Below are 26268 nucleotides of genomic sequence, written 5' to 3'. Positions count from 1 at the left end.
CGAACATCCAAGCGGCTCTCGGCGTCCGCCGCCCGCGAACCAGGTCTCACCAACTCCCGGCTGAGCTAGTTGAGCGCGGCCGAGAGTGCGGCGGCGGACATGGGTTGAGCGAAGAGATAGCCCTGGGCGAGGTCGCAGCCAGCGTTGACGACGTTCTTTCGCTGTTCGGTCGTTTCGACGCCTGCTGCGACGACCGTCATGTTGAGGGTGTGGGACAGATCCGTGATTGCCGCGACCATGGAGGCGGAGCTGGGGTCGGAGGCCATGTTGCTCACGAGGGAACGATCGATCTTAACGAAGTCGAGCGGGTAGCGGCGCAGGCAGTTGAACGCACCGAGACCGGATCCGAAGTTGTCGAGCGCGATCCGGATGCCGAGTGCCTTCAGTTCCTGCAGCGTCCGCAGGGCGCGGGTGCCGTCCTCGATGAGGATGGTCTCGGTGACTTCCAGGATGAGCCCGGGGGCGCTCATGCCTGCCTGCGTGAGCCTCTGGCTCACGGCGTTCGGGAAACCCGGGCTCATGAGCTGGCGCGCCGAGACGTTGACGGAGAGGTCGACAGACCCCGGCTGGCGACCGGCGGACCACCGGAGCCAGTCGCGACAGCTGCGTTCGAGAACCCACGTGTTCAGACGATCGCTCGTGCCGCCGCGCTCGGCGGCGGCGACCGCGATAGGCGCGGGGATGTGCCCGAGAGTTGGATGGGTCCAGTAGAGCAGCGCCTCGACGCCCGTGAACTCACCGCCTCGCGCGCGCACCCTCGGCTGGTATCGAAGGTGCAGGTCCCCTGCAGCAAATGCAGCGGTCAGGTCACGCTCGAGCCGGTTGAGGTCATGGGTCTGCCGCGCAGCACCGAAATCGATTCCGGTGCCGGCGGTCCGGCCCCCGTTCTTCGCTTGATCCATCGCCGAGCCGGCGGCGATCACGAGATCGTCCGTGATATCGGCCCCGGGCCGGGAGTACGCCACGCCGGCGCTGGCACTCAGCGAGAGGCGGACCCCGGACAGCTCGTACTCCTGGGCGAACGCTGCATCGATCCGGTCCAAGAGGTCGTCGACCTCAGTGGCGTCGGCGAGGTCCTCGACGAGGAATACGAACTCGTCGCCGGAGACTCGAGCGAGAGTGTCCCCCGGGTGGGTCAGGGCGGACAGGCGTTGGGCCACGGCCACGAGCGCCTGGTCCCCGACGTCGTGCCCGAACGCTTCGTTGACGCGCGTGAAGTGGTCGAGGTCGAGGAACACGACGGCCGCGGCGCTGCGGGAGAGGCGCGCGCGTTCGGAGGCGTGCTGGAGCCGCTGACGCAGGAGCGCCCGGTTCGGCAGGCCGGTCAGCAGGTCGTGTAACGACTGGTCGTGCAGCCAGCCGGCGAGCATCGCGGACTCTTCGCGGGCCTGGGCGTTGATGATGTAGGCGGCGGCGACGTCGGCGAGAGTCTGGGCTGCGAGCTGCGCGCTGTCGCTGATGGGACCGACTTCGTCTCGGTACAGGTCGAGCGCGCCGAGCCAACCGTTGTCGTGCCGCAGCGGAAAGGTGAACACCGCCGCCATCCCCGCCGCGATCGCGGCCGGTCCGAACCGCGCGTACGGGTGCTCCCCACGCAGGTCCGGAACGAGCACGGGCTCACCTGACTCGGCGGCTGTGAGGCACGGTCCCTCGCCGAGGCTGGACTGCAGCTGCTCGAACCGCAACGCGTTCTCGTCGGAGGCCGCGACGTATCGCGGGCGCTGGCCCGGCTCGATCAGGGTGACCCCGGCGGCGCTCACCGGGAGGATCGCGACGATGCGCTCCACCAGATGGTCGAGAATCTTCTGGATCGGGAAGTCCGTCAGCATCGTGCGCGCAAAGTCCCGCAGGACCAGTGCGAGGCTGTCATCAGCGACCATCAGTTCCACCTCCGCTCGCATCAGTCTCGCGGGAAAGGTCCGCCGCACTTCGGTCTCGCTCAGCTTGTTCGCGCTCGGCAGCCTTGTTGGTTCGGTCTTGGGCGGCGTCCGTCCTGCTCGATGTAGCGTCCCGACGCAGGTCCAGCTGGCGAGCGTGGAGCTCTACTGGGGAGCGCGGCGCAGTTTCCCCCGTGCCGATGAGCGGTGCGGATCGCTCCGGCCCGCGCTGTTTTCCGGCTTCGAGCTGAGAGCCGGCGGCATCCCGCGCGTCGGCAAGCTCGTCGCGTGCATCCGCTTGTGTGTCGCGGGCGTCGGCGGCGTCGTCTCGCTCATCGCCACTCAGATCGCGCTCGTCAGCCACCGCGTCTCGCAGGTTGGCCACCCGGTCGCGTGCGTCTGCGGCGTCGTCGCGCTCGACCGACCCCTGCAGAGCTTCTGGTTTCGGCAGCGGGGCCCGCCTGATCGATTCGGGTACCCATTCGTTCAACCAGTCGGTGAGGGCTTCGGGCGGGATCGGGCGGCTGAGCAGAAATCCTTGCGCAAAGTCACAGCCCATCGCGCGCAGCTGCTCGAGTTGATGCGGCGTCTCGACGCCCTCAGCCACGGCGAGGATCCCGATGCTGTGGGCGAGTGCGATCGTCGAGGCGACGATCGCGGTATCGGCCCAGTTGGATCCGAGTCCGGCGACGAACGACTGGTCGATCTTGATTCGATCCACCGGGAAGTGCTTGAGGTACAGCAGCGACGAGTACCCGGTGCCGAAGTCGTCGAGGTCGAGGCCGACGCCGAGCTCTTTGATGGTGTCCAAGGTGGTGGCTGCGGTGGCCAGGTCGTCCATCAATGCGGTCTCGGTCACCTCGACCACCAGCGCCGACGGCGGGCAGCCAGTTTCACGCAACGCGGTGGTGAGCATCTCCACGAGGCCTGGATCGCTCAATTGCCTCGCCGAGACGTTGATGCTGACGGTGCGCGGCCCGGCGGGGCGCGGCGCCAATCCCGCAGCGATCTCGCACGCGTGGCGCGCAACCCAGGTCCCGAGCTGGACGATCTGGCCCGTGCGCTCAGCCACATCGATGAACGAGACCGGGTTCAGCAGCCCCACACCGGGGCGCTCCCACCGCACCAAGGCCTCCATGCCGACGATGTCGTTCGAGGCGAGGTCCATGATCGGCTGATAGTGCAGCCGCAGCTCATCGTTCTGGATGCCGCGATGTAGATCGTTCGCCAACCGCAGCCCGCGCGTCGTGCTGGGCTCGATCGTCCGGTCGTACCAGACCGCCCGGTCTCGGCCTGCCTCCTTCGCAGTTCGTAGCGCATCCATCGCGGCAGCAACGAGATCGCGCTCCCGTGCGAGAGCGCCGGTGACCAGCCCCATGCTCACGGTCAGGCGCAAACGCTCCCCGCCCACCTCGAACGGACGGTCGAGCGCGACCGCAACCTGCAAGCTGAGCGCCTCCAATGCCGGGCTCGGGTCTTCCCCGTCCACCACCCACATGAACGAGTCGGCCTGCCAACGACCCAACCCGTGGGCGGCTGTGCTCTCCAGGAGCCTTCGGCCGAGCTCAGCGAGCACGAGGTCACCCGCATCCGGGCCAAGTGATTCGTTGACCAGCGCGAACGCGTCCACGTCCAGGACCGCGACACCTCGCTCCATGCCCGGCGGTATCGGCTCCGCCAGGCGACGCTGAAGCCGACGCCGCCCGGGTAGACCCGTCAAGTCGTCGAGCTCTAAGACGCTGAGGTCGACGGCGCCTTCTGTGCCGACGAGCTGGTCTGCGACCCCCGCGACGACCGCGGCACTGCTTGCCTCCTGGCCCGCAGAAACCAATGCGACGTCCCACGTGCGAGCAATTCGGAGAATGACCACCGCCCCCGCAAACTGTCCGGCCGCGGTCACCGACGCGATATGCACCCTGACGGAAACCCGGACCCCTCGCCGGTCGAGCCACACGTCGGCTGGCGCTGAGGACGGAACACCGTCGAGCAAACGAGCCCACAACGCGTCAAATCCCGCCCGGTACTCGCTAGGGACAATTTCCGCGACGAGCACACCGATGGCGTTCACCCGCGTCCGACCCACCAGTGCCTCGGCGGCCGGGTTCCACTCACTGATCCGGCCCTCTGAGTCCACGATCACAATGGCATCCGGCGAGTGCTCCAGCAACGTCGCGAATTGCCGACGCCGCCGCTCCTCGTGAGCGTCCACCGCACCGACCCCGACCGTGCGGCTACCAGCGTCAAGCATCACGGCTCCGCCTCACGCGGCTGGCCGTAGTTTGACACCGCAAGCAGACTCAACGGGTTCTGAGCTGGCTCCGCGTCGACGATGGTCGCCCTCCAATGCGCTGCGGATGGGCGCGCACAACCTCAAGGCCGCGACGCCCACTCCCAAGAGTCATCGCGCCGTGACGATCCGTCAAGAAGGCAGACCCTGGCGATCCCGGCGGTGCACTCGCGTGGTGATCCGCTGGCCAAGGGCGGTGCCCCGGCACAGGACAATGTCTGACAGCGGCGACCACACGACGTCACTCGCGTTCGCCGGAGTTCTCCGCATCCAGTCGTCGCCTCCGATGATTCAGCAGCGGATGCCGATGAACGTCTGCAGGAGCCCGTCCGCGTCGTGCGGCTCGGCGTAGTCGCGGCGGACCCGTGAGGTGCCTCTGCCCTTAGCGCGGTGGAAGATGAACCGGCAGCGGTCGCCCATTCGCTGCACGCGCAGTGATCAAGTCATCGCCGGTCCTGGTGGCGACCGCGGTGTAGATCAGGTCGGCTCCGACCGTGCGGGCGCGCCCGCGCCTCTGCCAACCGAACCAGCCGCAGGTACGCCTCCTCACAGTCCCGGCAGCCGTGGCCCGCACCGGCCGGCGCGTCCTGCTGCGTGTCGGCGCCAGAGCGCCTTGGCCGGACTCGCCCTCGCTGCCATCGGCCGCCACCGCGCTCTGGCCATTCTCGGCCGAACCCCGACTCATCGGCCGGACGAACCCGCGCGACGCCCGGCCCATGGAACCGGCGTCTCCCCGGAACGACGAGGGTCCCTGTCACATCCGAAGCGAGAGTCAGACCGCGCAGACGGCCACCGCTCCGTCACGACCGGCAGCCCGTGACAGATTGGGGCTAGTAGATGAAGGCCGCGACGCGTTCGCGCATGTCAGCGGACATCCTGGCGAGCTCATTCACAGACGAACCCATTTGCACGAGGACCTCGCTCGAGGTCGCTGCGCCCGAGGCGACGCCAGAGATGTTTGAGGCGATCTCTCCGGAACCTGTGGCGGCCTCTGTCACGGAGCGGGACATCTCGTTCGTCGTCGCGGTCTGCTCCTCGACCGCGGAGGCGATGGTGAGTTGGTAGTCATTGATCGAGGCGATGATCGAGGCGATCTCTCCGATTCCGACGACTGCGCCAGCGGTGTCGGCCTGGATGGCTTCGACCCGTCGGGTGATCTCCTCAGTCGCTCGCGCGGTCTCTCGCGCGAGATCCTTGACCTCCCCCGCCACGACGGCAAACCCCTTGCCTGCCTCCCCGGCCCGCGCGGCCTCTATCGTCGCGTTCAATGCCAGCAAGTTCGTCTGCTCCGCGATCGAAGTGATCGTCTTGACCACGTTGCCGATTTCCTGGCTGCTGACGCCGAGCTTCGTGACGGTGTCGTTCGTCGTTGCCGCGACCCCGGTCGCCTTGCTCGCAACCTTTGCGGCCTCGTTTGCATTCTGGGCGATCTCGCGGATCGAGGCACCCATCTGCTCCGCGCCAGCGGCCACCGTCTGCACGTTGCGGCTGACCTGCTCCGCTGCCGCGGCAACGACTCCTGCCTGGACGCTCGTCTCTTCCGATCCGGCCGCGACCTGGGTGTTCGCTGCCGACAGCTCTTCAGCTGCGGCGGCGACGGTCCCCGCCGTCTCGACCACGCCCGAGATCACTGCGCGCAGAGAGTCTTGCGCGACGATCAGGGCCGTTGCCATCTGCCCGATCTCATCGCGTGCGCTGACGTCGGGTCGCACCGTCAGGTCACCCGTAGCCATCGCGTCGACCGACTTCTTCACAACCAACACTGCGCGCCGAATTCCGTTCGCGATCACCGTGCCGAACGCGATCCCCACGACTATCGAGATGAGCAGCAGCGCTACCGTCGTGATGATCGACGTGCGCGCCTGGTCCGCTGAGCTCTGCGCGAGGGTTGTCATTTCCGCCGCGATCTCCCGCTCGATGAGAGCCACATCCTCGAGCATGCCGACGACGATATTCCTTGCCGGGACGATCTCGACAGCGAACGCCTCGTGGTCGTCGATCATTGCCGCCGGGATTACCTTCGCGTCGATAATGGCGCGGTATTGCGCTAGCGAGGTGGTGAACTTCTCCAGGTTCGACGGCAGAACCCCGTTGGCCGCCTTGTAGATATCCGCATAGGACGCCTTGGCCGTGTCCATCGTCTCGTAGGCGGATTGCAGGTCCGTAAAGGTCTGCTGCTTGTCGGCGGGAGCCGCAGTGGCGACCGCCAGAACGCTGAGGCGCAACCCGACTACCGCCGCCTTGAGCTCTCCCAGTGCGGTACCCACAGCACCCTGCGTCGCTGCGGCATCGGTATCATCCGCAATCGCCGTCATCCTCATCGCCGCAAAGGTTCCGAGACTCGCTGCGAGAATCGAAAAGACCGCCACGAGCGCGTAGATCTTCAGCCGGACCGACATTCGAGCGTAAAGACTTCCTCGCGAACCGGCGGGGCGTTCGGAGATGGTCGAGCTCATGGCGATTCTCCTTGAAGGTCGATAGGGCTTTCGCCTCTCAATCGGCCGCCAGCAAGCAAAATGAACCCATCCGCCGAGATGTGACGTGCGTCTCGACCGGCGAGCCTGACAGTCGCCACAAATCAGCCGATCCAACATCACGCTCTCGTGCACATCACCTCGAATGCACCCACTTCGGCTGATTGGGGCGAAGCTCGCTCGTCCCAACGAATAGGGAATCCACGATTGATTCGACCCGACGAGCCTTTTGGGCATGCCCTGGCGCCGCCCTGCGCCGGACTCCAAGCGTGTCTCGCACACCGATGCAGTGGCGAACCAGCACGCCAGGCGAGCAGCCAACTCGGCGCCAACCTGATCGGATTTCGGTCAACTTCGACCCGGCGAATGTGCGAGCCAAGACCCTTGATGGCCCTGTTGAGGACTGAAACGGTTAACGACTCTTCGTCAGAGCCAGCAGCACCTACTGCCACCTATAGTGCGTTGGGCCACGCTCCCCGATTCCCGCTAGATCACTCCTGGATCAACCGCCCATCAGCCAGCCGCACCACCCGGTCAGCCAGCTTGATCATCAGCGGGTCGTGAGTCGAGACGAGCGCCGTCATGCCCTCGGCCTGCACCACCGCGCGCAGCAGCGCCATAATCGCCACACCGGTCTCGGTGTCGAGCTGGCCCGTCGGCTCGTCCGCGATGAGCAACCGGGGCGAGTTGGCCAGGGCACGGGCGATCGCGACGCGCTGCTGCTGCCCGCCGGACATCTCGCCGGGCCGCTGGCGGGCGTGGGCGGTGAGCCCGACGAGCTCGAGCAGCAGCGCCACGCGGGCCTCGCGGGCCGGCGTGGGCAGCGCGCGCAGCCGCAGCGGGATGCCCACGTTCTCGGTGGCGGACAGCACCGGCACGAGGCCGAAGGTCTGGAACACGAACGAGACGACGTCCCGGCGGAGCGCGACGAGCCCCTTCTCGGACAGCGTCGAGACCGCGTGACCATCAACCGTCACCGCGCCGGAGTCGGGTCGGTCGAGTCCGCCGATCATGTTGAGCAGCGTGGTCTTGCCCGACCCCGAGCGGCCGACGAGCGCGACGAGCTCACCCGGCTGGATCGTGAACGAGACGTCCTGCACGGCGTGCACCGCCGCCGCCCCGGTCCCGTAGGTCTTGGCGACGCGCTCGACGACCACCATCGGCGGCCCGCTCACCTCGCGGACATCGACGGCGCCGTCGGCGTCGACGTCGGCATGGGGCTCGGCCAGGTGCCGTCCCGAGCTCACGTCGACTCCCCCGAACCTGCACCAGCGGCACCAGCGCCAGACGGCCGATCCGGCCACACCGCGATATGGCTCTCCTCCAGCGCCAGCCGGACCCGGTCGGACAGCTCCAACACCTCGCGGTAGTCCCGGGGCAGCTGGACGCGGCCGGCGCGGTCGAGCATCGCGTACTCCTGCGCGATGACCTGCTCCGCCCCGTGCTCGTCCGTGTGCGTCCGACGCCGGACCTCCGAGCTCGTGCGCCCGTCGCGGATCGCCACCGTGCGCTCGACGTGCTCGCTGACCCCCGAGTCGTGCGTGACGATCACGACCGTCGCGCCGAGCTCGCGGTTCGCGGCGCGCAGCGCGTCCAGCACCTGGTCGGAGGACGCCGAGTCGAGCTCGCCCGTCGGCTCGTCGGCGAAGACGACCTGCGGGGAGTTGGACAGGGCGACGGCGATCGCGACGCGTTGCTGCTCGCCGCCGGACATCTGCGCGGGCCGCCGGTCGGCGCAGTAGCCGATGCCGAGTGCCTCGAGCAGTTCGGCCGACCGGCGCTTGCGGGCCGCGCCGCGCACGCCCGCGAGGGCCTGCGGGAACGCGATGTTCTCCGCGGCCGTCAGGTACGGCACGAGGTTGCGGGCCGTCTGCTGCCACACGAAGCCGACCATCGTGCGGCGGTAGGTCACGCGCTCACGCGCGGTCATCGCCATGAGGTCCCACTCGCCCACCCGCACCCGACCGGCCGTGGGGACGTCGAGCCCGGACAGCACGGACAGCAGCGTCGACTTGCCGGAACCCGAGGCGCCGACGATCGCCACCAGCTCGCCCGGGTCGATGAGCAGGTCGAGGCCCTGGAGCGCCTGCACCTCGATGCCCTCCGCCTGGTAGATGCGCACGAGGCTCTCGCAGGCGATCAGGGCGTTCGCGCCGTAGTCGCCCGGACGCGCCCGGGCGCGGCTCTCCAGCGAGTCGAGGGCCGCGCGATCCGCGGTCTGGGTGCTCGTCATGGTCGGGTCTCCGTCCGTTCGTGCCGGTCGCGTGCGCTGCTCGGTGCTGGCCACGGGTCTAGAGCGCCCCGAGCTCGAGGCGCGGGGCTCGGCCCCGGTCATCGCTCCCCCACCCGCAGCACCTGGCCGAGGTTGTCGCGCCGCCGCGCGGCCGCCTCCACCACCACGCTGGCGACCAGCGCGACGACGCTGGCCCCCGCGGCGAGCAGGAACGGCCCGGCGGTGATCGCGGTGGCGCTGGGCCCGGCCTCGCCCGTCAGGCGGTTGAGCCCGAGCGCCCCCGCCAGGGCCAGCGGGACGCCGACGCCGATCGCGGCTCCCGCGAGGACCCCGGCGGCCGTGAGCGGCGCCAGTTCTCCGACGGTGATGCGCCACGTGGCGTTCCGCGCGAGGCCGAGCGTGCGCAGCGCCGAGAAAGTGCGGCCGCGTTCGGCCGACGACGCCACGACCGTCAGCACCAGCGCGACCGCCGCGTACAGCGCGAGCACGAGGGCGACGACGGTGATCAGGGCGACGACCGACCGGACCAGGGGCGTGTCCCGCTGGTTCGCGAGCCACTGCGCCCGGTCCGTGACGGTGACGCCCGTGACCGCGAGGTCGGGGCCTGCCGCCGCGACCGCCGCCGCCGCGCCGGGGCCGTCGACCCAGGTCCGGTCCGGCTCCACCGGCTGGGTGATCAGCGGGGCCAGCGCGGCGCGGTCGACGATCACGAACGCCTCCCCGGGGGCGCCGAGGTCGGTGGTGCCGACGACGTCGAGCTCGACCGTCGAGCCGCCGACGAGCACGGTCGCGCCGCGCGCCGCGACCTCGTCGACGAGCGCCGGGCTGACGACGGCGCGGGGCCGGTCCCCCTCCGCCCCCGCGCCGCCGAGCAGGGCGAGCTCGCCCGCGTAGCGCGGGTCGTGCGCGGCCGAGATGTCACCGTAGGCCGCCGCGTCGACGACGAGCACGGTCGCCTTGAAACTCGGGTCGCCGTTGAAGGTGCGCCCGTCGAGCCGGGCGCCCTCGGCGAGCGAGGTCACGCCGTCGGCCGCCCGCAGCTGGGCCAGCACATCGGGCGCGACCTCGCCGTCCAGGCGCAGGTCCGCGCCGACCACCTCGATCGAGGCGAGCTCCTGGCCGCGCTCGGTGCTCGCGACTGTGACCCCGGCGAACACGAGGAGCGCGGTCGTGATGGTCAGCGCGAGCAGCGGCAGGCCGAGGCTGCCCGTGCGGGCGGCGCGGGCGGTCGCCACGAGCGGCACGAGGCCCCGGCGGCGCGCGGCGACGCGCCCCAGGGACCGCAGCACGACGGGGAACGCGCGCAGCACGACGACGGTCGCGGCACCCGCGAGCAGTACGGGCGTCGCGGCGAGCAGGAGATCAACGCCCTCGGTCTGGGTCTGCTGCAGCCCCCGGCCGCGCGCGGCCGACGCGGCGGCCAGCGCGAGGGCCACGACGGTCAGCTCGACGACCGTCCGCCGCGCGCGACGCCGGCCGCGCAGCCGGTCGCGGTCCTTGCGGTTGGCCGGCGTGCGCAGCCCGGTCCACGCGGTCGACACCAGGCGCGCTCCCCCGGCGGGTACGGCGAGCGCCGTCACGACCGCGATCGCGATCCCGGGCCACCACGTCCACGGCGCCGCGCGGTCGACCAGCCACGACGCGAGCGCGCCGAGGCCGAGGCCGACCGCCGCGAGCGGCACCGACTCCAGCGCCAGGCGCAGCGCCACGGACGCGACGGACGCACCCCGGGCGCGCTCGCCGGCGAGCAGCGTCCGCCGCCGCGCGACGACGAGGCGGGCGGCGAGCAGCAGCGTGAGGGTTCCCGCCGTGACGAGGCCGACGAGCAGCACCGACGCCTGCGCCTGGGCTCCCCGCAGGCGCGTCTGATGCTCGCTCAGGACGGCGTCGAGCTCGGTCACGACGGCGGGCGCCGAGCCGCCGGCCAGCGCCAGGACGGCCGGGTTCGCGGCGAGGGCGCTGACCCTCGCCCGCAGCGGCTCGACGTCCTGCGCCCGCAGCGCGGAGCCGTCGGCCGGGAACCGGTACTGCGCCGTGATCGCGCCGCGCTGCAGGGCCAGGTCGAGGTCGGGCAGCGAGGCGTCGCTGAGCAGCAGGCCGAGGCTGGGCACCGAGGCGCCCGCGAGGCCGACGGCGGGCCCGAGCAGCCCGGGCACCGTCGTCCACAGCGGGTCGGCGGCGTCGACCGGGGCGTAGATCCCGCGCACGACGGCGTCGGCCAGGCCGCGCGTCGCCCCGACGATCCGCAGGTGGTCCCCCACCCGCGCGCCGAGCGCGTCGGCGCCGGCGCGGGTGAGCCCGATCTCGACCAGGTGCACCGGCTGCGGCGCGTCCTCAGCGATCTCGCCAACCGTGTCCTCCGGCTCGACGACCGGAACCGAGGCGCGCGGGGCCTCGCCCTCGACCCAGGTGACCCCGACGGCGTCGGCGCGCCACAGCCACACGAACCGGCCGACCGCCCCGCCCGGAACCCCGCCCGGGGCGGACCGGACCGTGATCCGCCCGCTCAGCAGCGCGGCCGACGGGTCGCCGGTGACGGCGCCGACCTCCGGCGGGAGCTTCCCCTGGACGGCGGCCGCGGCGTCCTGGAGCCTGGTGACGACCTCCTCGTCGCGTTCCCCGTCGGCGGCCGAGCCAACGGTCCAGCCCAGGTTCGCGACGACGTCGGCCCGGCTGCCCGCGTCGAGGACCGCGCTGCGCGCCGCGTCGTCGGCCGCCGAGTCAATCAGCCGAGGGCCTGTCAGGCCGAGGAACGCGGTGATCGTTACCAACGCGAGCACGCCGAGCAGGAGGCCGCGGTCGGTCACCGAGCGGCGCCACGCGACGCGCGCCGAGCCGGCGACGAGCGCTCGGGGGCTGATCCGGCGGGGACCCATCGCCCGGCGGTTCATCGCGCGGCGCGTCGTCGGTCGGCCCGCCGTCGGCCGGCTCGTCGGCCCGCTCATCGGTCGTCGCCCAGGCGTAGCAGGGACGACGTCGTCGGCCGCAGGAGCGCCACGGTCGTGACGGTGACGGCGAGGCTGATGAGCGCGACCATGAGCGCCAGGAGCGTCGCCTCCGCGGCCCACGGCCAGTGCACGACGACCGCCGGCACGGGCCGCGCGCCGTCGGCCGCGACCGTCAGCAGCGGGACGACGAGCCGGCCCAGGAGCCCGCCGAGCACGGCCCCGGCGACCAGACCGAGCACGCCGAGCAGCGCGTGCTCGGCGAGCACCGCACGCAGGAGCCCCGGCCGGGACGCCCCGAGCGCCTCGAGCCGCGCGAACTCCAGGCGCCGCAGCCGGACCGACACGGTCGAGCTCATGGCGAACCCGGCGACGGCGAGCAGGAGCGCCGCGCCCCCCACGGTCCACAGGGCCGCCTGCACCCCGATCGGCAGCGGGCCGTCCGTGAGCGACGCCCTGCGCTCGTACCGGCTCGTCGCGCTCGCGTCCAGCTCGACGGGGGCGGCGCTGGCCAGCGCGGCCGCCGCGGCGGCGTCGGCCTCGACCCACCACTCGTCGAGCATCGGGTCGGTCCCCCCGGCGGCGACGAGCGTGCGGGTGAGCAGGTCGCGGTCGACCAGGAACCCAGGGCCGCGCGGGACCGACGGCAGGTACGGCGCGCTCGCTACGATCTGCGCGCTGACCGTGCGGCCGACGTCGACGAGCAGCCCGTCGCCGATCGCGAGGCCGAGCTCGTCGAGGAGCGCATCGCTCGCGATGACGGGCAGGACGGCGACGGGCTCGAGCGTCGTCATCGTGAACCCCGCAGCGCCGGCCCCGACGCCCGCGCCGGTCATCGTAGAGCGCGTGGTCAGCGCCGCGCCGTCGTCGCTCGTGACCTTCACTGGGACGGCGGGGTCGAACCGGTCCGGCAGGGACTGCGCCTGCCACGCGGCCGGGTCCAGCGGCGCGGGGCTCTCGACGTCGCCCTGCACGGCGCGCAGGTCGGCGATCGTGACGCTGAGCTCGAAGCGGGCGGGCAGCGCGCTCGCCGCGGCGTCGCTGACCTCGCCCTGCTCGATGAGCTGCGACCCCAGACCGACGACGGACAGCGGGCCGACGAGCGCGGCGGCCGATTCATCGGACGCATCCGACGCATCCGACGCGGCCGTGAGCGGGATGGTCACCGCGTGCGCGGCGCCGTCCACCTCGACGGCGGGGAACCGGAACGTCACGCGCAGCCCGCGGGCGTCCTGCACCACGACGCTCCCGAGGAGCCGCGCGGTCGGGACGGCCGGATCGGAGACCGCCGACACCGTGAGCCGCAGCGAGTCCGGCGTTCCGGCCAGCTCCGGGCCGGTGCCAACGTCCGCCGGGGCGACGGTGGCGAGCGTCGACGCCCAGCCGGCGTCGTCGCCGTCGGCGCCCCCGTCCCCGCCATCCGCGCCCGTGGGAGCGCTCCCACGGACGACGTCGACCGCTGGCCTGGTATCGATCGCCACCATCGAGACCCGCGTCGAGACGGTCGGGAGCATCCCCGCGGCGGGCGCCGCGCCGAGGTCGACCGAGCGCGCCGCGACCGCCGACAGCGACGTGTCCCCCACCAGCGCGGCGATCGACGCCGACTGCTCCAGCGGCGCCGCGGCGAGCCCGTCGATCCGCAGGTCGGTGCCGACCTGCACGTCCGCCTGGTCGAGCTGCGAAGCGCGCCAGGTCGCCAGGAACGATTGGGAGAACACGCCGACCGCGACGGCGAGCGTGAGCAGCAGGACGGCGCCGGACGCCCGCCCGGGCCGGCGCCCGACCTCCCAGGCGGCGAGCGGCAGCACGAGCCGCCGGCTGCGGGCCGCGAGGCTCTCGGCGCCGCTCGCGGCGAGCGGCAGCAGGCGCAGCGCGACGGCGGCGCCCGCGAGCAGGAAGAGCGCCGGTCCGGCCACGAGCACTGCGTCGATGCCGCCGCTCGCGAGGACCGGCGACTGGTACTGGCGCAGCTGCCAGTAGGCGACGGCCGCGACCACCACGAGCGCGACGTCGAGCCCGGATCGGGTCAGCGCGCCGCGCCGGTCCTGGCGCACCTGCTGCTGCTCGGCGTCGGCCACGCTCGTCGAGCGCCGCAGGAGCGGGCCGAGCAGCACTGCGGCGAACAGGAGCGAGGCGCCGGCGCAGGTCACCCAGAGCGTGGCCGGCAGGTGCGGGTCGACGTCGAGGCCGGCGCGCCGGAACAGGCCCTGCGCCGTCGTCAGCCGGTACAGCAGCCGGGCGAGCGCCGGCGCGACCGCCGTGGCCAGGGCGGCGACGAGCACGGCCTCGAGCGCGGCGAGGGTGAGCACCTGCCGGCCGGTCGCGCCGCGCGAGGCCATCAGCGACTGCTCGGTGCCGCGCCGTTCCGCGAGCAGGCGCGCGGCGAGCAGCAGCACCGTGATTGCGAGGACCGCGAGCATCAGCCCGACGACGACGACGCTCACCCGCGTCACCGCCAGCTGGCCCTGCGCGGAGTCGATCGTGGCGGCGAGCCGGGACCGGAACGTCGAGCTCGTCACGGTCGGGGCGACGGCGGCGGCGACGTCGCGGTTGGCCGAGTCCAGGCGCGTGCGCAGGCTCGCGAGCGAGCCCGCGGAGGCCTCGCCGAGCTGGGGCTGGGTCACGATCGTCGCGCTGGTGACCTCGACGGCGCCGCCGTGCAGCACGTCGGGCGTCGTGACGAACGGCCCGTACGCCGTCGTCACGATCTGGCCGAAGGTGCCCGGCACGGGGAAGTCGGGGTCGACGCCGGCGCCGTCCAGCAGGTCCCGGTCCCACAGCGCCCGGTCGCCCGTGACGTCGTAGACGCCGACGACGACGGCGCTCACCGTCGCGCGCGTCGACGTGCTCACGAGCGGGACCTCGGCCCCGACGGACCAGGCGAAGTGCTCGGCGGCGACGGCGGGCACCGCGAGCTGGACCCGACCGGCCGCGTCCGCCGCGGTCGCGGGCCACGCGCCCGACCGCAGCGTCGCGATCGTCGAGACCTCCGGGACCGCCCCGACGTAGCCGAGCGGGGCGGTGATCCCGGCGTCGCCCGGCAGCCGGTAGGCCGGCGAGGCGATCCACTCGGTGCTCGTGGCCGGCACGTCACCGATGACCTCGGCGAGCGCCGCGTGCGCCGCCTCGATCGCGGCGTTGGGTTCGTTGCGTCCGATCGCGAGTCCGGTCTCGATCTCGGTGGCGGCCGGGGGCGACCGGATCAGCGTGACGGTGAGGGCGCGCTCCTGGCTCGACGTCAGCAGCAGGGCGAAGGTGCCGAGCAACGTGCTGCCGAGGATGGCGACGGCCAGGACGGTCGCAAGGATGGTGCGCTGCGCGACCGCGCGCCGCAGCATCATCCGCACGGACCAGGACACGGAAAACCCCCCGACGGCGCCGTCATGACCCTCCGCAGGGAGGCTGGGATGGACCCTAGTGGTGCTGCGGCCCGTTGTGACCACGCTGTCCGCCGCGGGCGGCGGCGAACAAGGGTGCCTGCAGCGGCTCGGGGCCGGACGAGCCGGCCGCGTACTCGGCCAGCGGGACAGCACCCACGGACCACCCGCGCAGCACGGGCTCGAAGATCCGCCAGGCCTCGACCGCCTCCAGCGCGCCGATCGACGTCCGGCTGCCGCCGGTGAGCAGGTCGGCCAGGACCTCCTGGTAGGCGGACAGCTCGCCGGGCGCGTGCACGGCGCCGCCCGGCCCGTCGAGCTCGATCCACAGCTCGCGGGGCGAGACGACGTCGACCCCCGGCGGGGTCGCGGCGGGGACGGCGTCGCGGAAGTGCAGCACCACGCCCTTGTGCGGCGCGCCCATCGCCTTCCCGGTGCGCAGCACGAACGGCACGCCCGCCCACCGCGGCGTGTCGATCTCCAGGATGAGCTGGGCGTGGGTCTCCGTGCCGCGCCCCGGCTCCACCCCGTCGGCGAGCGCGTAGCCCGGCACGGGCCGGCCGCCCGGGAGGTGGCTGTCGACCAGCGACCCGGCGGTGTACCGGGCCCGGCTGGACCGGGACGGCAGCTGGGCCGCCGACGGCTCCCGCACGCGCTGCAGCAGGGCCAGCTTGGCGTCGTGCGCGTCCTCCTCCGTCTCGCGCGCCGGCGGCTCCATCGCCGCGAGCACGAGGATCTGGAGCAGGTGGTTCTGCATGACGTCCTTGACGGCGCCGGTCGTGTCGTAGAACGCCGCCCGCGCCTCGAGTCCCAACGTCTCCTCCCAGACGATCTCGATGCGATCGATGTGCGCCGCGGACCACACGGGCTCGAGGGCCCCGCCCGCCCCGCGCAGCCGGGCAAGCTCGCGGACCGCTGGCATCGCGAGGATGTGATCGACCCGGTAGCCGGCTGCCGCATCGCCCGACCCGATGCGGGCGAGCAAGGCGTTGAGCGCGGCGGCGCCGGCCAGGTCGTCGCCGAACGGCTTCTCGACGGCGACGCGGCTGCCCGCGGGCAGGTCGGCGGCGATCAGGCCCCGCAGCGCCCCGCCGAACGTGCGCGCCGGCAGCGCGAGGTAGACCACGACCGGCAGGGCGTGCGTCGGGTCGGCGGCGCGGACGACCCGCACCACGGTCTGCGGGTCATCCAGGTCGACCTGGCGGTAGCGCAGCCCCGCCAGCAACGCCTGGCGGGCCCGGTCCGGGACCCGCCCGGCGTGCTCGCGCAGCCGGGAGTCCACGTGGTCCCGGAACTGCTGGCCGGTCCAGTCCTGCTGCCCGCCGCCGACCACCTGCAGCGCGAGCGGAACCCGTTCCGCGGCCATCAGGTGCGCCAATGCCGGGAGCAAGAACCGACCCGCGAGGTCACCCGTCGCCCCGAGCAGTGCCAGTCGAGTGATCACGTGCCGTCCTTCCCCGTCATGCGCTCACCGTAGGTCCGACTGCGCCGCCCTGCCTCGCCAAAAATCGCTCGCCGGGGGTCGGCGCCCGGTGATAGACAACCTGCGTGCCCGAGACCCTGGAGTTTCCCGCTCTGCTGCGGCTCATCGACGAACGATCGAGCGCCTTCCGGGACGCGGTTGAGGCGGCGCCCAGCCTCGACGCGCAGGTGCCGACCTGCCCCGATTGGACGCTGCTGGACCTCGTGCACCACCTCGGAACGGGGCGACGCTCGTGGGCCGCGACCATCGCCGCAGGCCCCGACGCGACGGCCAAGTCGCCGCCGGCGGGCGCCCCGGCGACCCGGGAGCGCGCGGCCCTGTCGGCCTGGTTGGCGGCGTCCACCCGGGAGATGGTGGACGCGCTGGCTGGGGCCGGTCCGGATCGCGGGTGCTGGACGTGGTGGAGCCGGTCGCAGTCCCCGCGGACCTGCGGTGCGGTCGCTCGCCACCAGCTGCACGAGATCGCCGTGCACACCTACGACGCCCAGCTCACGGCCGGCGAGCCGCGGCCGGTGCCGGCGGAGGTCGCGCTCGACGGCGTCGAGGAGTTCCTGTTCACCTGCTGCGCGACGACGGCTCCCTGGCCGCACGAGCCCGCCGTCGTCGACTACCGCGCCAGTGAGGGCCGCTCCTGGCGTGTGTGGCTGTCCGCCGACGGCGCACGGGTCGCCCGCCTCCCGGCCCCCGGCTCGCCGTCGGCCGCGGCCGACCGGGGCCTGGACGCGGCCGACGCCGACGCCCGAGGCACGGCCAGCGAGCTACTCCTGCACTTCTACGGCCGGCTCCCGCTGGACGCCCTCGCGCTCATGGGAGACCGGCGCGTGTTCGAGCGCCTCATCGAGTGGGACCCGGGCGCGTAACGTGGTCGAGCACCCGCCCGGCCCGTCTACACTTCAGACGCGGCAGGACCGTGTGAACGGTCGGCCGTTGTAGCGGCTAGCGGCATCACTCGGGACGTCACGCGCGATCGGTGTCCGGCCAGGCTTGGCCGCGGCGCCCGGTGGGTCGCTCCCGGTTGTCCGGCGATCGAGCCCACGGGCCGACGCGCGGCGCAGGCAGTACTGCTGCGCGGTGACTTCGCGCCTGCGGTGACTCGCGCCGCAACAGGTGCGCCCTGGCCCGGATCCCCGCGATCCGGGGCGCTGGGTCCCACGCACGACCGGTCTCGGTCGAGCGCAGCACGTCGCACTGCGCCGCAGTCGCGGTGCAGGTGCGAGAAGGAGGAGATGTGGCACGACCACGCCAACGCCGCTCCGGTGGAGCGCGCACGGAGCCGGGCACCACGCGCCGCCGCGCCGCGCGTCCCGCCGAACAGGGGCTCGTCCCGGTGCTCGCCGAGGTCGCCCGCGAGGTCGACAATGCCGTCCAGCGTCCCCCCACGCGCCCGGCGGTGCGCACGAAGTTCCAGGTCGTGGCGCTGCTGATGCGCCAGGAGCGGGCCAGGGTGCTCGCCGACGGCGACGCGTCCGAGTCCGCGCGCACCAAGCAGCTCAAGCGGCTCGACGCGGTCGCGACGATGCTGGCGAAGACCGCGGCCCGGGACACCTCGCTGCTCGAGCTGCTCGCCGAGGACGCCCGCGTCTCCGACGCCGCGCGCGCCTTCACGGCGAGCGTCCTGCGGGCCGGCGGGCTGGAGCCGCCCGAGGAGCCGGCGCCCGTCGCGCCGCCCGCGCCGGTGCGCGGCGCCGAGACCCAAGTGGTGCCCCGGTCCGTGATCTCGCGTCAGCTCGCGAACCCGTTCCTCGCGCCGGACTACGCGGCCGCGGCCGCGCGGGTCGAGACCCGCGCCCGCCGGCTGGCCGGCTGGGAGCTGCTCGAGCCCCTGTTCCAGTCGTTCGAGCGGGCCGCGACCGGCGCGCCCGCCTGCATGGCGCTGCCCGCGCCCCGCCCGGTGTCCACTCCCCTGGGCCGCGAGCTGATGCCGCACCAGTCCCGGGTCGTGGCGGCCACGGCCGGCGGCCATCGCACGTTCTTGCTCGCCGACGAGCCCGGGCTCGGCAAGACCGCCCAGGCGCTGCTCGCCGCCCAGGCCGCGAACGCCTACCCGCTGCTCGTCGTCGTGCCCAACGTCGTGAAGACGAACTGGGCGAACGAGGTCCGGCTGTGGACCCCGTCGCGCCGGTCCACGGTCGTCAACGGCGACGGCGACCGGGTCGACGGCTTCGCGGACATCGTGATCGTGAACTACGAGCTCCTCGACCGGCATGTCGGCTGGCTCGGCGACCTCGGCTTCCGCGGCATGGTCGTCGACGAGGCGCACTTCATCAAGAACAAGACCTCCCAGCGCTCCCAGCACGTCCTCGCGCTCTCGGAGCGGATCCGCGCCCGTACCGCCCGGCCGCTGCTGATGGCGCTGACCGGCACCCCGCTGATCAACGACATCGAGGACTTCCGGGCGATCTGGCAGTTCCTCGGCTGGATCGACGACACCAAGCCGCTCGGCACGCTGCAGGCGGCCCTCGAGGAGATCGGGCTCACCCCGGCCGACCCGGGGTTCTACGCCGGCGCGCGCGCCAGCGTGATCGACCTGGGCATCGTGCGCCGCCGCAAGGTCGACGTCGTCGCCGACATCCCCGCCCGTCGGGTGGCGGACCTGCCGGTCGAGCTCGACGGCGCCGTCGGCCGGTCGATCCGCGCCGCCGAGGCCGCGCTCGCCCGCGGGATGCTCGGTCGCTACCGCGCCGCCATGGACCAGCGCAGCGCCGAGGGCGTCCCGGACGGCATCGACCACGAGCTCGTGCGCAAGGTGGCGGCCGCGGAGCTCAAGGACTCGAGCACCCGCACGGGCGGCGAGAACGTGTTCACGATGGTCCGCCGGATCGGCCAGGCCAAGGCCGGGCTCGCTGCCGACTACGCCGCGCAGCTCGCCCGCAACGTCGGCAAGGTGGTGTTCTTCGCCAAGCACATCGACGTGATGGATCAGGCCGAGCAGACGTTCGCCCAGCGCGGCATCCGCTACGCCTCGATCCGGGGCGACCAGACCCCCAAGGCGCGGGAGAAGAACCTCGCCGCGTTCGTGCACGACCCCGAGGTGTCCATCGTGGTGTGCTCCCTGATGGCCGCGGGCGTCGGGCTGAACCTCCAGGTAGCGTCCAACCTGGTGCTGGCCGAGCTGTCCTGGACCGACGCCGAGCAGACCCAGGCGATCGACCGGATCCACCGGATCGGCCAGACCGAGCCGGTCACCGCGTGGCGGATCATCGCCGCGCAGACCGTCGACTCGAAGATCGCCAAGCTGATCGACAGCAAGTCGGGCCTCGCGGCCCGGGCGCTCGACGGCGCGGCGGAGGAGGACCTCTCCTCGTCCACCACCGTGCAGCTCGAGACCCTGATCGGGCTGCTCACCGACGCGCTCACCGCCGAGGGCGTGGCCTGAGGAACCCGCTCATGCCCGGCGCACCGCGGGACGGCGCACCTCGGCACGCGACCCCGACAGTGGACGTGTGGGTGGTCGCGCCCGGCGCTGCGGACCCCGAGCCGCTGCTCGCCACGCTCGACGCCGTCGAGCGGGCCCGGGCCGCGGCCCTGCCGACCGACCAGGCGAGCCGGTTCGTGTTCGCGCGGGCGCTGCTGCGCGAGGTCGTGGGCGCCCGACTCGGCTGCCCCGCGGGCGAGGTCGTCGTGCGGGCGCGCTGCGCGGCCTGCGGCGGTCCGCACGGGCAGGTCGAGGTCGTCGTGCGCGACGCCGGCGCCCCCGCGCCGCACGTGAGCCTGACCCGGGCCGGACCCCTGATCGCGGTCGCGGTGAGCGACGCGGGCCGGGTCGGGGTCGACGTCGAGTCGCCCGCGGCCGTGGCCGCCGCCCGGCTCGCGGACGTCGCGCTCTCCCCCGGTGAGGCGGCCGCGCACGCCGGCCGCCCGTCCGCCGACCAGGCGACGGCGCTCGCGCGCACCTGGGTGCGCACGGAGGCGACCCTCAAGGCGCTCGGGACCGGGCTGCGGATCGACCCGGCCCTGGTCGACACGCGCGGCCGGACGGCGCGCCTGCCCGCGGGCACCGCGGGCAGCCCGGTCGAGCTCGCCGACCTCCGGCTCGGCCCCGGCGCGGTCGGTGCGGTCGCCCTGCAGCGCGCGCCTCGCGCCCGGGGCTGGCCCGAGCTGCGCGGCGGCCGCCGTCGGCTCACGGTCGTCCTGCACGACGGCGACCTGCGCTCAGCGATCGACCCGCACCGAGCGAACCACCCGCGCTGAACGACTCGCGCTGAGCGATCCGGCTTGACTTACCGGCCGCGCCGGGCGGGCAGGCTCGTCGGCGCCGGAAGACGGGGGCTGTCGAGCCACGCGGCTAGGAGCGCCGCGACGGCCAGGGCCAGCGCCGGGCCGCCGACGGCGGTCGCGTGCCTCGCGCAGTGTGCGCGGAAGTCGGCCGTGGTCACCGACGCGTCGGCGCGCTCGGCGGTCCACGCGCGCACCAGGGCGAAAAACGCGTCGTCGCCGAACGCCCCCCGCAGGGCGTGCAGGGTGAGGGCGCCTCGCTTGTAGACCCGGTCGTCGAAGACGAGCGCCGGGCCGGGGTCGGCCAGCACGAGGTCCTGGGGGCGCGCGGCCAGCCGGGTGTGCCACTGCCGGGCCAACGCGTCGGCGCTCTTGCCGCCGGACGCCTGCGACCACAGCCACTCCGCGTAGCAGGCGAAGCCCTCGTTGAGCCACAGGTGCTGCCAGGACGCCACCGAGAGCGAGTTGCCGAACCACTGGTGCGCCAGCTCGTGCGGGATCAGGCGCTCCTCGCCGCGGGTCGGCGCGAGGTGGTTGGCCCCGAAGATGGACAGGCCCTGCGCCTCGAGCGGGATCTCGAGCTCGTCCGCGGTGACCACCACGGTGTAGGCCGGGAAGGGGTACGGGCCGAAGAGCCTGCCGAACAGCTCCATCATCGCGCCGTGCGCGGCGAGGCTCCGGCGGGCCAGCGGCACGAGGGCCGCGGGCAGCATCGCCGTCTGCGGGACGGGCGCCGCGGCGAGGGTGAGCTCGTCGTACCGCCCGATCTGCACCGTCGCGAGGTAGCTCGCCGTCGGGTGCGCCTGGTCGAACACCCACGTCGTGCTGCTCGAGCGGAGCTTTCGGTCGGCCAGGACTCCGTGCGCGAGCACGCGGTAGGGGTTCTCCACGTTCACGGTGGTGCGGTACGTCGCCTTGTCGCCCGGGCGGTCGTTGCAGGGGAACCAGGTCGGCGCGCCGGTCGGCTGGCTGGCGACGACGACGCCGTCGTCGAGCTCCTCCCACCCGACCGGGCCCCAGAGGCTGGGGGTCGGGCCGGGGCGGCCGCCGTAGCGCACGGTGACGGTGAGGATCGTCCCGGCGGCGACCTCGGCGGTCAGCCGGAGCGCCAGCCGCCCGCCGCGGTGCTCGTGCCGGGCGAGCTTCGCACCGACGACGCCGACCTTCGAGACGGCCAGGCCCACCAGGTCGAGCCGGAGCTCGGTGAGCGGCGCGAGGGCGCGGATCCGCAGCGTCGCGACGCCGGCGAGGCGGTTCGTGCGGACCCGGTAGGTCAGGTCGAGGTCGTAGTGCTCGACGTGGAAGTCCGTGCTGCCGTGCTGCAGCGCGTACGGGTCCCGGGCTCGGCCGCCCTTCGTGCCGCCAGCCGTCACTGCGACCCCCCGCCCGCGCGCCACGGCGCGATCGGGTTGCCGGCCCAGCGCGTGCCGGCCGGGACGCGCTCGCCGCGCAGCACCAGCGACGCCGGGCCGACCGTCGTGCCCGCGCCGAGCTCGGCGGCGGGCAGGATCACGCCGTGCGGGCCGAGGGTCGCCCCGGCCGCGAGAACCACGGTGTCGAGGCTCATCACGCGATCGTGGAACAGGTGGGTCTGGACGATGCACCCGGGCCCGACCGTCGCGCCGTCGCCGAGCCGGACCAGGTCGGCCTCCGGCAGCCAGTACGACTGGCACCACACCCCGCGGCCGATCCGCGCGCCCATGCCGCGCAGCCACCACACCATCGCGACGGTGCCGTTCGCGGCGTTGACGTAGAACGGGGCCGCGAGCACCTCGGTGAACGTGTCCGCGAGCTCGCCGCGCCACACCGCGCCGCTCCACAGCGGGTGGTCGCCGGCCCGGAACCGGCCGACGAGCAGCCACTTGGCCGCGATCGTCACCGCCGCGGCGTGCGCGCCGGCGGCGAGCAGCACCGGGCCGCCGAGGGCCGCGGCGAGCCACCAGCCGCCGGCGAGCACGAGCGCCTGGAGGGCGAGCAGGGTGCCGAGCGCGAGGGCGCCCGCGGCGAGCGTGGGGACGGCGCGGCAGGCCTCGACGGCGGCCCGCGCCCAGCGCAGGCGGGTCGGCGGCTCGTACGTGCGGCCGGGGTCGTCGAGGGTCGCCGCCCGCGGCAGCAGCACCGGCGGGCTGCCGAGGTAGCTCGAGCCGGCGCGGGTGCGGTTCGGCGTCGCGGAGAGCACCGCGACGAGCCCGTTCTTCGGGACCGTCCGGCCGGGCGCGGTCATCCCCGAGTTGCCCACGAACGCCCGGCGCCCGACCTTGGCCTTGGCGACCCGGACCCACCCGCCGCCGAGCTCGTACGGCGCGACCATCGTGTCGTCGGCGAGGAAGGCGCCGTCCTTCAGCCGCATCATGGTGGGCAGGCCGATGACCGTGGAGATCTCGGTGTCGCGGCCCACCTTCGCCCCGAGCAGCCGCAGCCAGTGCGGGGTCAGGCTCGAGGAGTACAGCGGGAACAGTCCGGCGCGGGCGGCGTCCATCAGCCGCTGCACGGCCCACGCCTGCAGGCCGCCGCGCGAGGACACCGGGTGGTAGCCCTCGGTCAGGCCCGACCCGAACAGCCGCACGGCGCCGAGCACGAGCAGCGCGTAGGCGACGACGACGACGGCGGTGGCGCCGAGCCCGGCCAGGATCGCCGGGCCGACCGCGCTCGACAGCGACGCCGTCGCGCGGACCGCCCGGCCGACCAGGACCAGACCCAGGCCGACGGCGACCGGCCCGAGCGAGGCGATGACCGCGCCCGTCGCCCCGTACGCGAGCGTCCACCACCGCGACCGGCGCGACCGCGCGGGTCGCTGCGGCGGCCACGGGTGCCGCGCCTCGTGCGCCTTGGTGGCGGGCGACCCGACCCAGTACTCGCCGGAGCCGGTCGCACCGTGCACCGCGGAGCCCGCGGCCACGTCGGTGCCCTCGCCGACCCGCGCCCCGGGGTAGAGCACGCTGCGCGCGCCCACGGTCGCCCGGGCGCCGACGACGACGCGGCCGAGGTGCAGGACGTCGCCGTCGACCCAGTACCCGGAAAGGTCCACCTCGGGCTCGACCGCGCACTCGTCGCCGAGCCGGAGCATGCCGGTGACCGGCGGGACGGTGTGCAGGTCGACGCCGTGGCCGATCCGGGCCCCGAGCGCGCGGGCGTACAGCCCGATCCAGGGCGCGCTGGCCGGCGTGATCGCGCCGAACCCTTCGGTCAGCCGCTCGGCGGCCCACAGCCGCAGGTGCACCGACCCGCCGCGGGGGTGGTCGCCGGGGGCCACCCCGGCCAGCAGCAGCCGCGCGCCGAGCGCGCTGACCCCCAGCCGCCCGAGCGGGCTCACGGTCGCGAGCCACCCGGTGGCGAGCCACCACCCGGACACGGGGACCGCCCATGGGACGGACCAGGCGGCGTCGAGCACGAGGTTGAGCGCGGCCAGCACGGTGAGCCAGCGCAGCGCGACCAGCCCGCGTAGCGGCAGCAGCGCGAGGAGCTGGACCGCCTGGCTGCGGGCGGGCACCGGTCGAACGAGGCGGGGGTCGGCGTCGGCGGCGTCGGCGTCGCGCCCGGGCCACCGGGACTGCAGGGAGGCGGCGAGGTCGCCGACCTGGGGGTGGTCGTACACGTCGGCGACGGTGGCCTCGGGGTACCGGGCCCGGAGCGCGGAGACGAGCTGGGCGGCGGTCAGGGAGCTGCCCCCGCGCGCGAAGAAGTCGTCCTCCTCGTCGCTCGGGGAGACCCCGATCACGGCGACCCACTGCTGCCCGACCCACTGCGCGGTGCCGCGCAGGGTCGAGCCCGCGCCGGCGGCGTCGAGGCCCGCGACGGGCCAGGGCAGCGCGTCGCGGTCGACCTTGCCCGAGGTGCGCGAGGGGATGTCGCCGACGACGGCGAGCAGCGGCACCATCGACCCGGGCAGGGCGGCGCGCAGCCGGGCGGTGAGCTCGGCGGTGGCCAGGGCGTCCGGGCCTGCGGGCACCACGTAGCCCACCAGGAGCGCGGCACCCGACGGGGAGCGCCGCACCGCTGCCGCGGCGCCCGCCACGCCCGGCAGGGCCTGCAGGGCGGCGTCCACCTCGGCGAGCTCGATCCGGTGCCCGTTGACCTTCACCTGGTCGTCGGCCCGGCCCCCGAACACGAGGCCCGCGTCGTCGCGGACGACGAGGTCGCCCGTGCGGTAGGCCCGGTCCCAGCCGAGCGCCGGCATCGGGGCGAACTTTGCGGCGTCGAGCTCGGGGTCGAGGTACCGCGCCAGGCCCACCCCGCCGACGACGAGCTCGCCCGTCGCCCCGGCCGGCACCTCGGCGCCGTCCGACCCGACCACCGCGAGGTCCCACCCGTCCAGCGGGAGCCCGATCCGCACGGGCTCACCGGGATGCAGCTGCGCGGCGCAGGCGACGACCGTGGTCTCCGTCGGGCCGTACGTGTTCCACAGCTCGCGGCCCTCGCGGGCCAGTCGCTCGGCGAGCTCGGGCGGGACCGCCTCGCCGCCGAAGATCAACAGCCGGACGCCGTCGAGGCTGTCCACGGGCCACAGGCCCGCCAGGGTCGGGACCGTGGAGACGACGCTGATCTCGCGCTCGACGAGCCACGGTCCGAGCTCGAGCCCGGCCCGCACGAGCGCACGGGGCGCGGGCACGAGCGTGGCCCCGTGCCGCCAGGCGAGCCACATCTCCTCGCACGAGGCGTCGAACGCGACGGACAGGCCGGCGAGGACCCGGTCGCCGGGGCGGATGGGCGCGTGCCGCAGGAACAGGCCCGCCTCCGCGTCGACAAAGGCGGCCGCGCTGCGATGCGTGACGGCCACGCCCTTGGGGCGCCCGGTCGAGCCGGACGTGAAGATGATCCACGCGTCGTCGGAAGGCCGCGGCTCGTCGGAAGACCGCGGCTGGTCGGCGGGCCGCGGATCGTCGGCGGGCTCCCGGTCCGGGACGGCCGGCGCGACGGAGCCGTCCGGCCGCGTGACGTCGGGGCCGTCGCCCAGCACGGCGACGACGCCCGCCTCCGCGAACACGCGCCGCGCGCGGTCGTCCGGGTCGTCGGCGTCCACGGGCACGTAGGCGGCCCCGGCCCGCAGCACGGCCAGGACCGACAGGTACAGGCCGACCGTCCCGGAGGTGGCGCGCACCCCGACCCGGTCGCCGCGGCGGACGCCGGCCGCGGCGAGGAGGTCGGCCCGCAGGCGCACCGCCTCCGCCAGGGCCGCGTAGGTGAGGACCTCGTCGCCGTCGTCGATCGCGACGGCGTCGGGGTGGCGGGCCGCGGTGACGGCGAAGATGTCGACCAGCGTGCGCGGCGCGCTCGCGCGGGCCCCGGCCCGCAAGGGGTTCGCTGCGTCCCGATCGCCCGAGGCGCCGCCGTCGTGTGTGGACATGGCGTCGGAGGACATGGGGAAGAGGCTACGGGT

14 protein-coding genes are annotated in these 26268 nt (G+C 73.8%); 3 read left to right on the top strand and 11 right to left on the bottom strand.

Going from position 1 to position 26268, the window contains the following annotated elements; all coding sequences use genetic code 11:
* Positions 1–65: 65 nt before the first annotated feature.
* From J4E96_RS09760 to J4E96_RS09720, 9 genes are all read right to left on the bottom strand, one after another.
* A complete protein-coding gene (locus J4E96_RS09760; RefSeq protein ID WP_227425544.1) occupies positions 66–1880 on the bottom strand; it encodes a putative bifunctional diguanylate cyclase/phosphodiesterase in 1815 nt (604 codons plus the stop codon).
* A complete protein-coding gene (locus J4E96_RS09755; protein ID WP_227425719.1) occupies positions 1870–4125 on the bottom strand; it encodes a putative bifunctional diguanylate cyclase/phosphodiesterase in 2256 nt (751 codons plus the stop codon). The genes J4E96_RS09760 and J4E96_RS09755 overlap by 11 nt, the downstream gene beginning before the upstream one ends.
* A 330-nt stretch (positions 4126–4455) precedes the next feature.
* Positions 4456–4593, bottom strand: a complete 138-nt coding sequence (locus J4E96_RS09750; RefSeq protein ID WP_227425543.1) for a hypothetical protein — start codon at positions 4591–4593, stop codon at positions 4456–4458.
* 401 nt (positions 4594–4994) lie between these two features.
* Positions 4995–6620, bottom strand: coding sequence for a methyl-accepting chemotaxis protein (locus J4E96_RS09745; RefSeq protein WP_227425542.1), 1626 nt, complete (start codon positions 6618–6620; stop codon positions 4995–4997).
* 509 nt (positions 6621–7129) lie between these two features.
* Positions 7130–7798, bottom strand: coding sequence for an ABC transporter ATP-binding protein (locus J4E96_RS09740; protein WP_227425718.1), 669 nt, complete (start codon positions 7796–7798; stop codon positions 7130–7132).
* 83 nt (positions 7799–7881) lie between these two features.
* A complete protein-coding gene (locus J4E96_RS09735; protein ID WP_227425541.1) occupies positions 7882–8871 on the bottom strand; it encodes an ABC transporter ATP-binding protein in 990 nt (329 codons plus the stop codon).
* Between the two features lie 98 nt (positions 8872–8969).
* On the bottom strand, positions 8970–11816 hold the full coding sequence (locus tag J4E96_RS09730; protein WP_227425540.1) for an FtsX-like permease family protein: 2847 nt from the start codon (positions 11814–11816) through the stop codon (positions 8970–8972).
* Complete coding sequence (locus tag J4E96_RS09725; protein WP_227425539.1) at positions 11813–15175, bottom strand: ABC transporter permease; 3363 nt, start codon at positions 15173–15175, stop codon at positions 11813–11815. The genes J4E96_RS09730 and J4E96_RS09725 overlap by 4 nt, the downstream gene beginning before the upstream one ends.
* Positions 15176–15230: 55 nt before the next feature.
* Positions 15231–16637: a glucose-6-phosphate dehydrogenase gene (locus J4E96_RS09720; protein WP_227425538.1), complete on the bottom strand. Its 1407-nt coding sequence runs from the start codon at positions 16635–16637 to the stop codon at positions 15231–15233.
* A 104-nt stretch (positions 16638–16741) separates the two neighbouring features.
* Here J4E96_RS09720 and J4E96_RS09715 point away from each other — a divergent pair, with 104 nt between their 5' ends.
* The 3 genes from J4E96_RS09715 to J4E96_RS09705 all read left to right on the top strand — a co-directional run bounded on the left by J4E96_RS09715 (position 16742) and on the right by J4E96_RS09705 (position 20867).
* Positions 16742–17536 (top strand): maleylpyruvate isomerase N-terminal domain-containing protein, encoded by a 795-nt coding sequence (locus tag J4E96_RS09715; RefSeq protein WP_227425537.1) that lies wholly within the window; start codon positions 16742–16744, stop codon positions 17534–17536.
* 368 nt (positions 17537–17904) lie between these two features.
* Positions 17905–20052: a DEAD/DEAH box helicase gene (locus J4E96_RS09710; protein WP_227425536.1), complete on the top strand. Its 2148-nt coding sequence runs from the start codon at positions 17905–17907 to the stop codon at positions 20050–20052.
* A gap of 11 nt (positions 20053–20063) precedes the next feature.
* On the top strand, positions 20064–20867 hold the full coding sequence (locus J4E96_RS09705; RefSeq protein ID WP_227425535.1) for a 4'-phosphopantetheinyl transferase family protein: 804 nt from the start codon (positions 20064–20066) through the stop codon (positions 20865–20867).
* Positions 20868–20896: 29 nt separating this feature from the next.
* On the opposite strand, the gene J4E96_RS09700 is transcribed toward J4E96_RS09705, so the two are convergent.
* Both J4E96_RS09700 and J4E96_RS09695 read right to left on the bottom strand, forming a co-directional pair.
* A complete protein-coding gene (locus J4E96_RS09700) occupies positions 20897–22264 on the bottom strand; it encodes a M1 family metallopeptidase (protein WP_227425534.1) in 1368 nt (455 codons plus the stop codon).
* On the bottom strand, positions 22261–26250 hold the full coding sequence (locus J4E96_RS09695) for a Pls/PosA family non-ribosomal peptide synthetase (protein WP_227425533.1): 3990 nt from the start codon (positions 26248–26250) through the stop codon (positions 22261–22263). Before J4E96_RS09695 ends, J4E96_RS09700 begins: the two co-directional genes overlap by 4 nt.
* Positions 26251–26268: the final 18 nt, after the last annotated feature.

Origin of the sequence: Pengzhenrongella sicca, from assembly GCF_017569225.1 — a bacterium.
Taxonomy (GTDB): Bacteria; Actinomycetota; Actinomycetes; order Actinomycetales; family Cellulomonadaceae; genus Pengzhenrongella; species Pengzhenrongella sicca.
The sequence above is the reverse complement of the archived record's forward strand: the minus strand, read 5'-3'. Positions and strand labels throughout refer to the sequence as shown.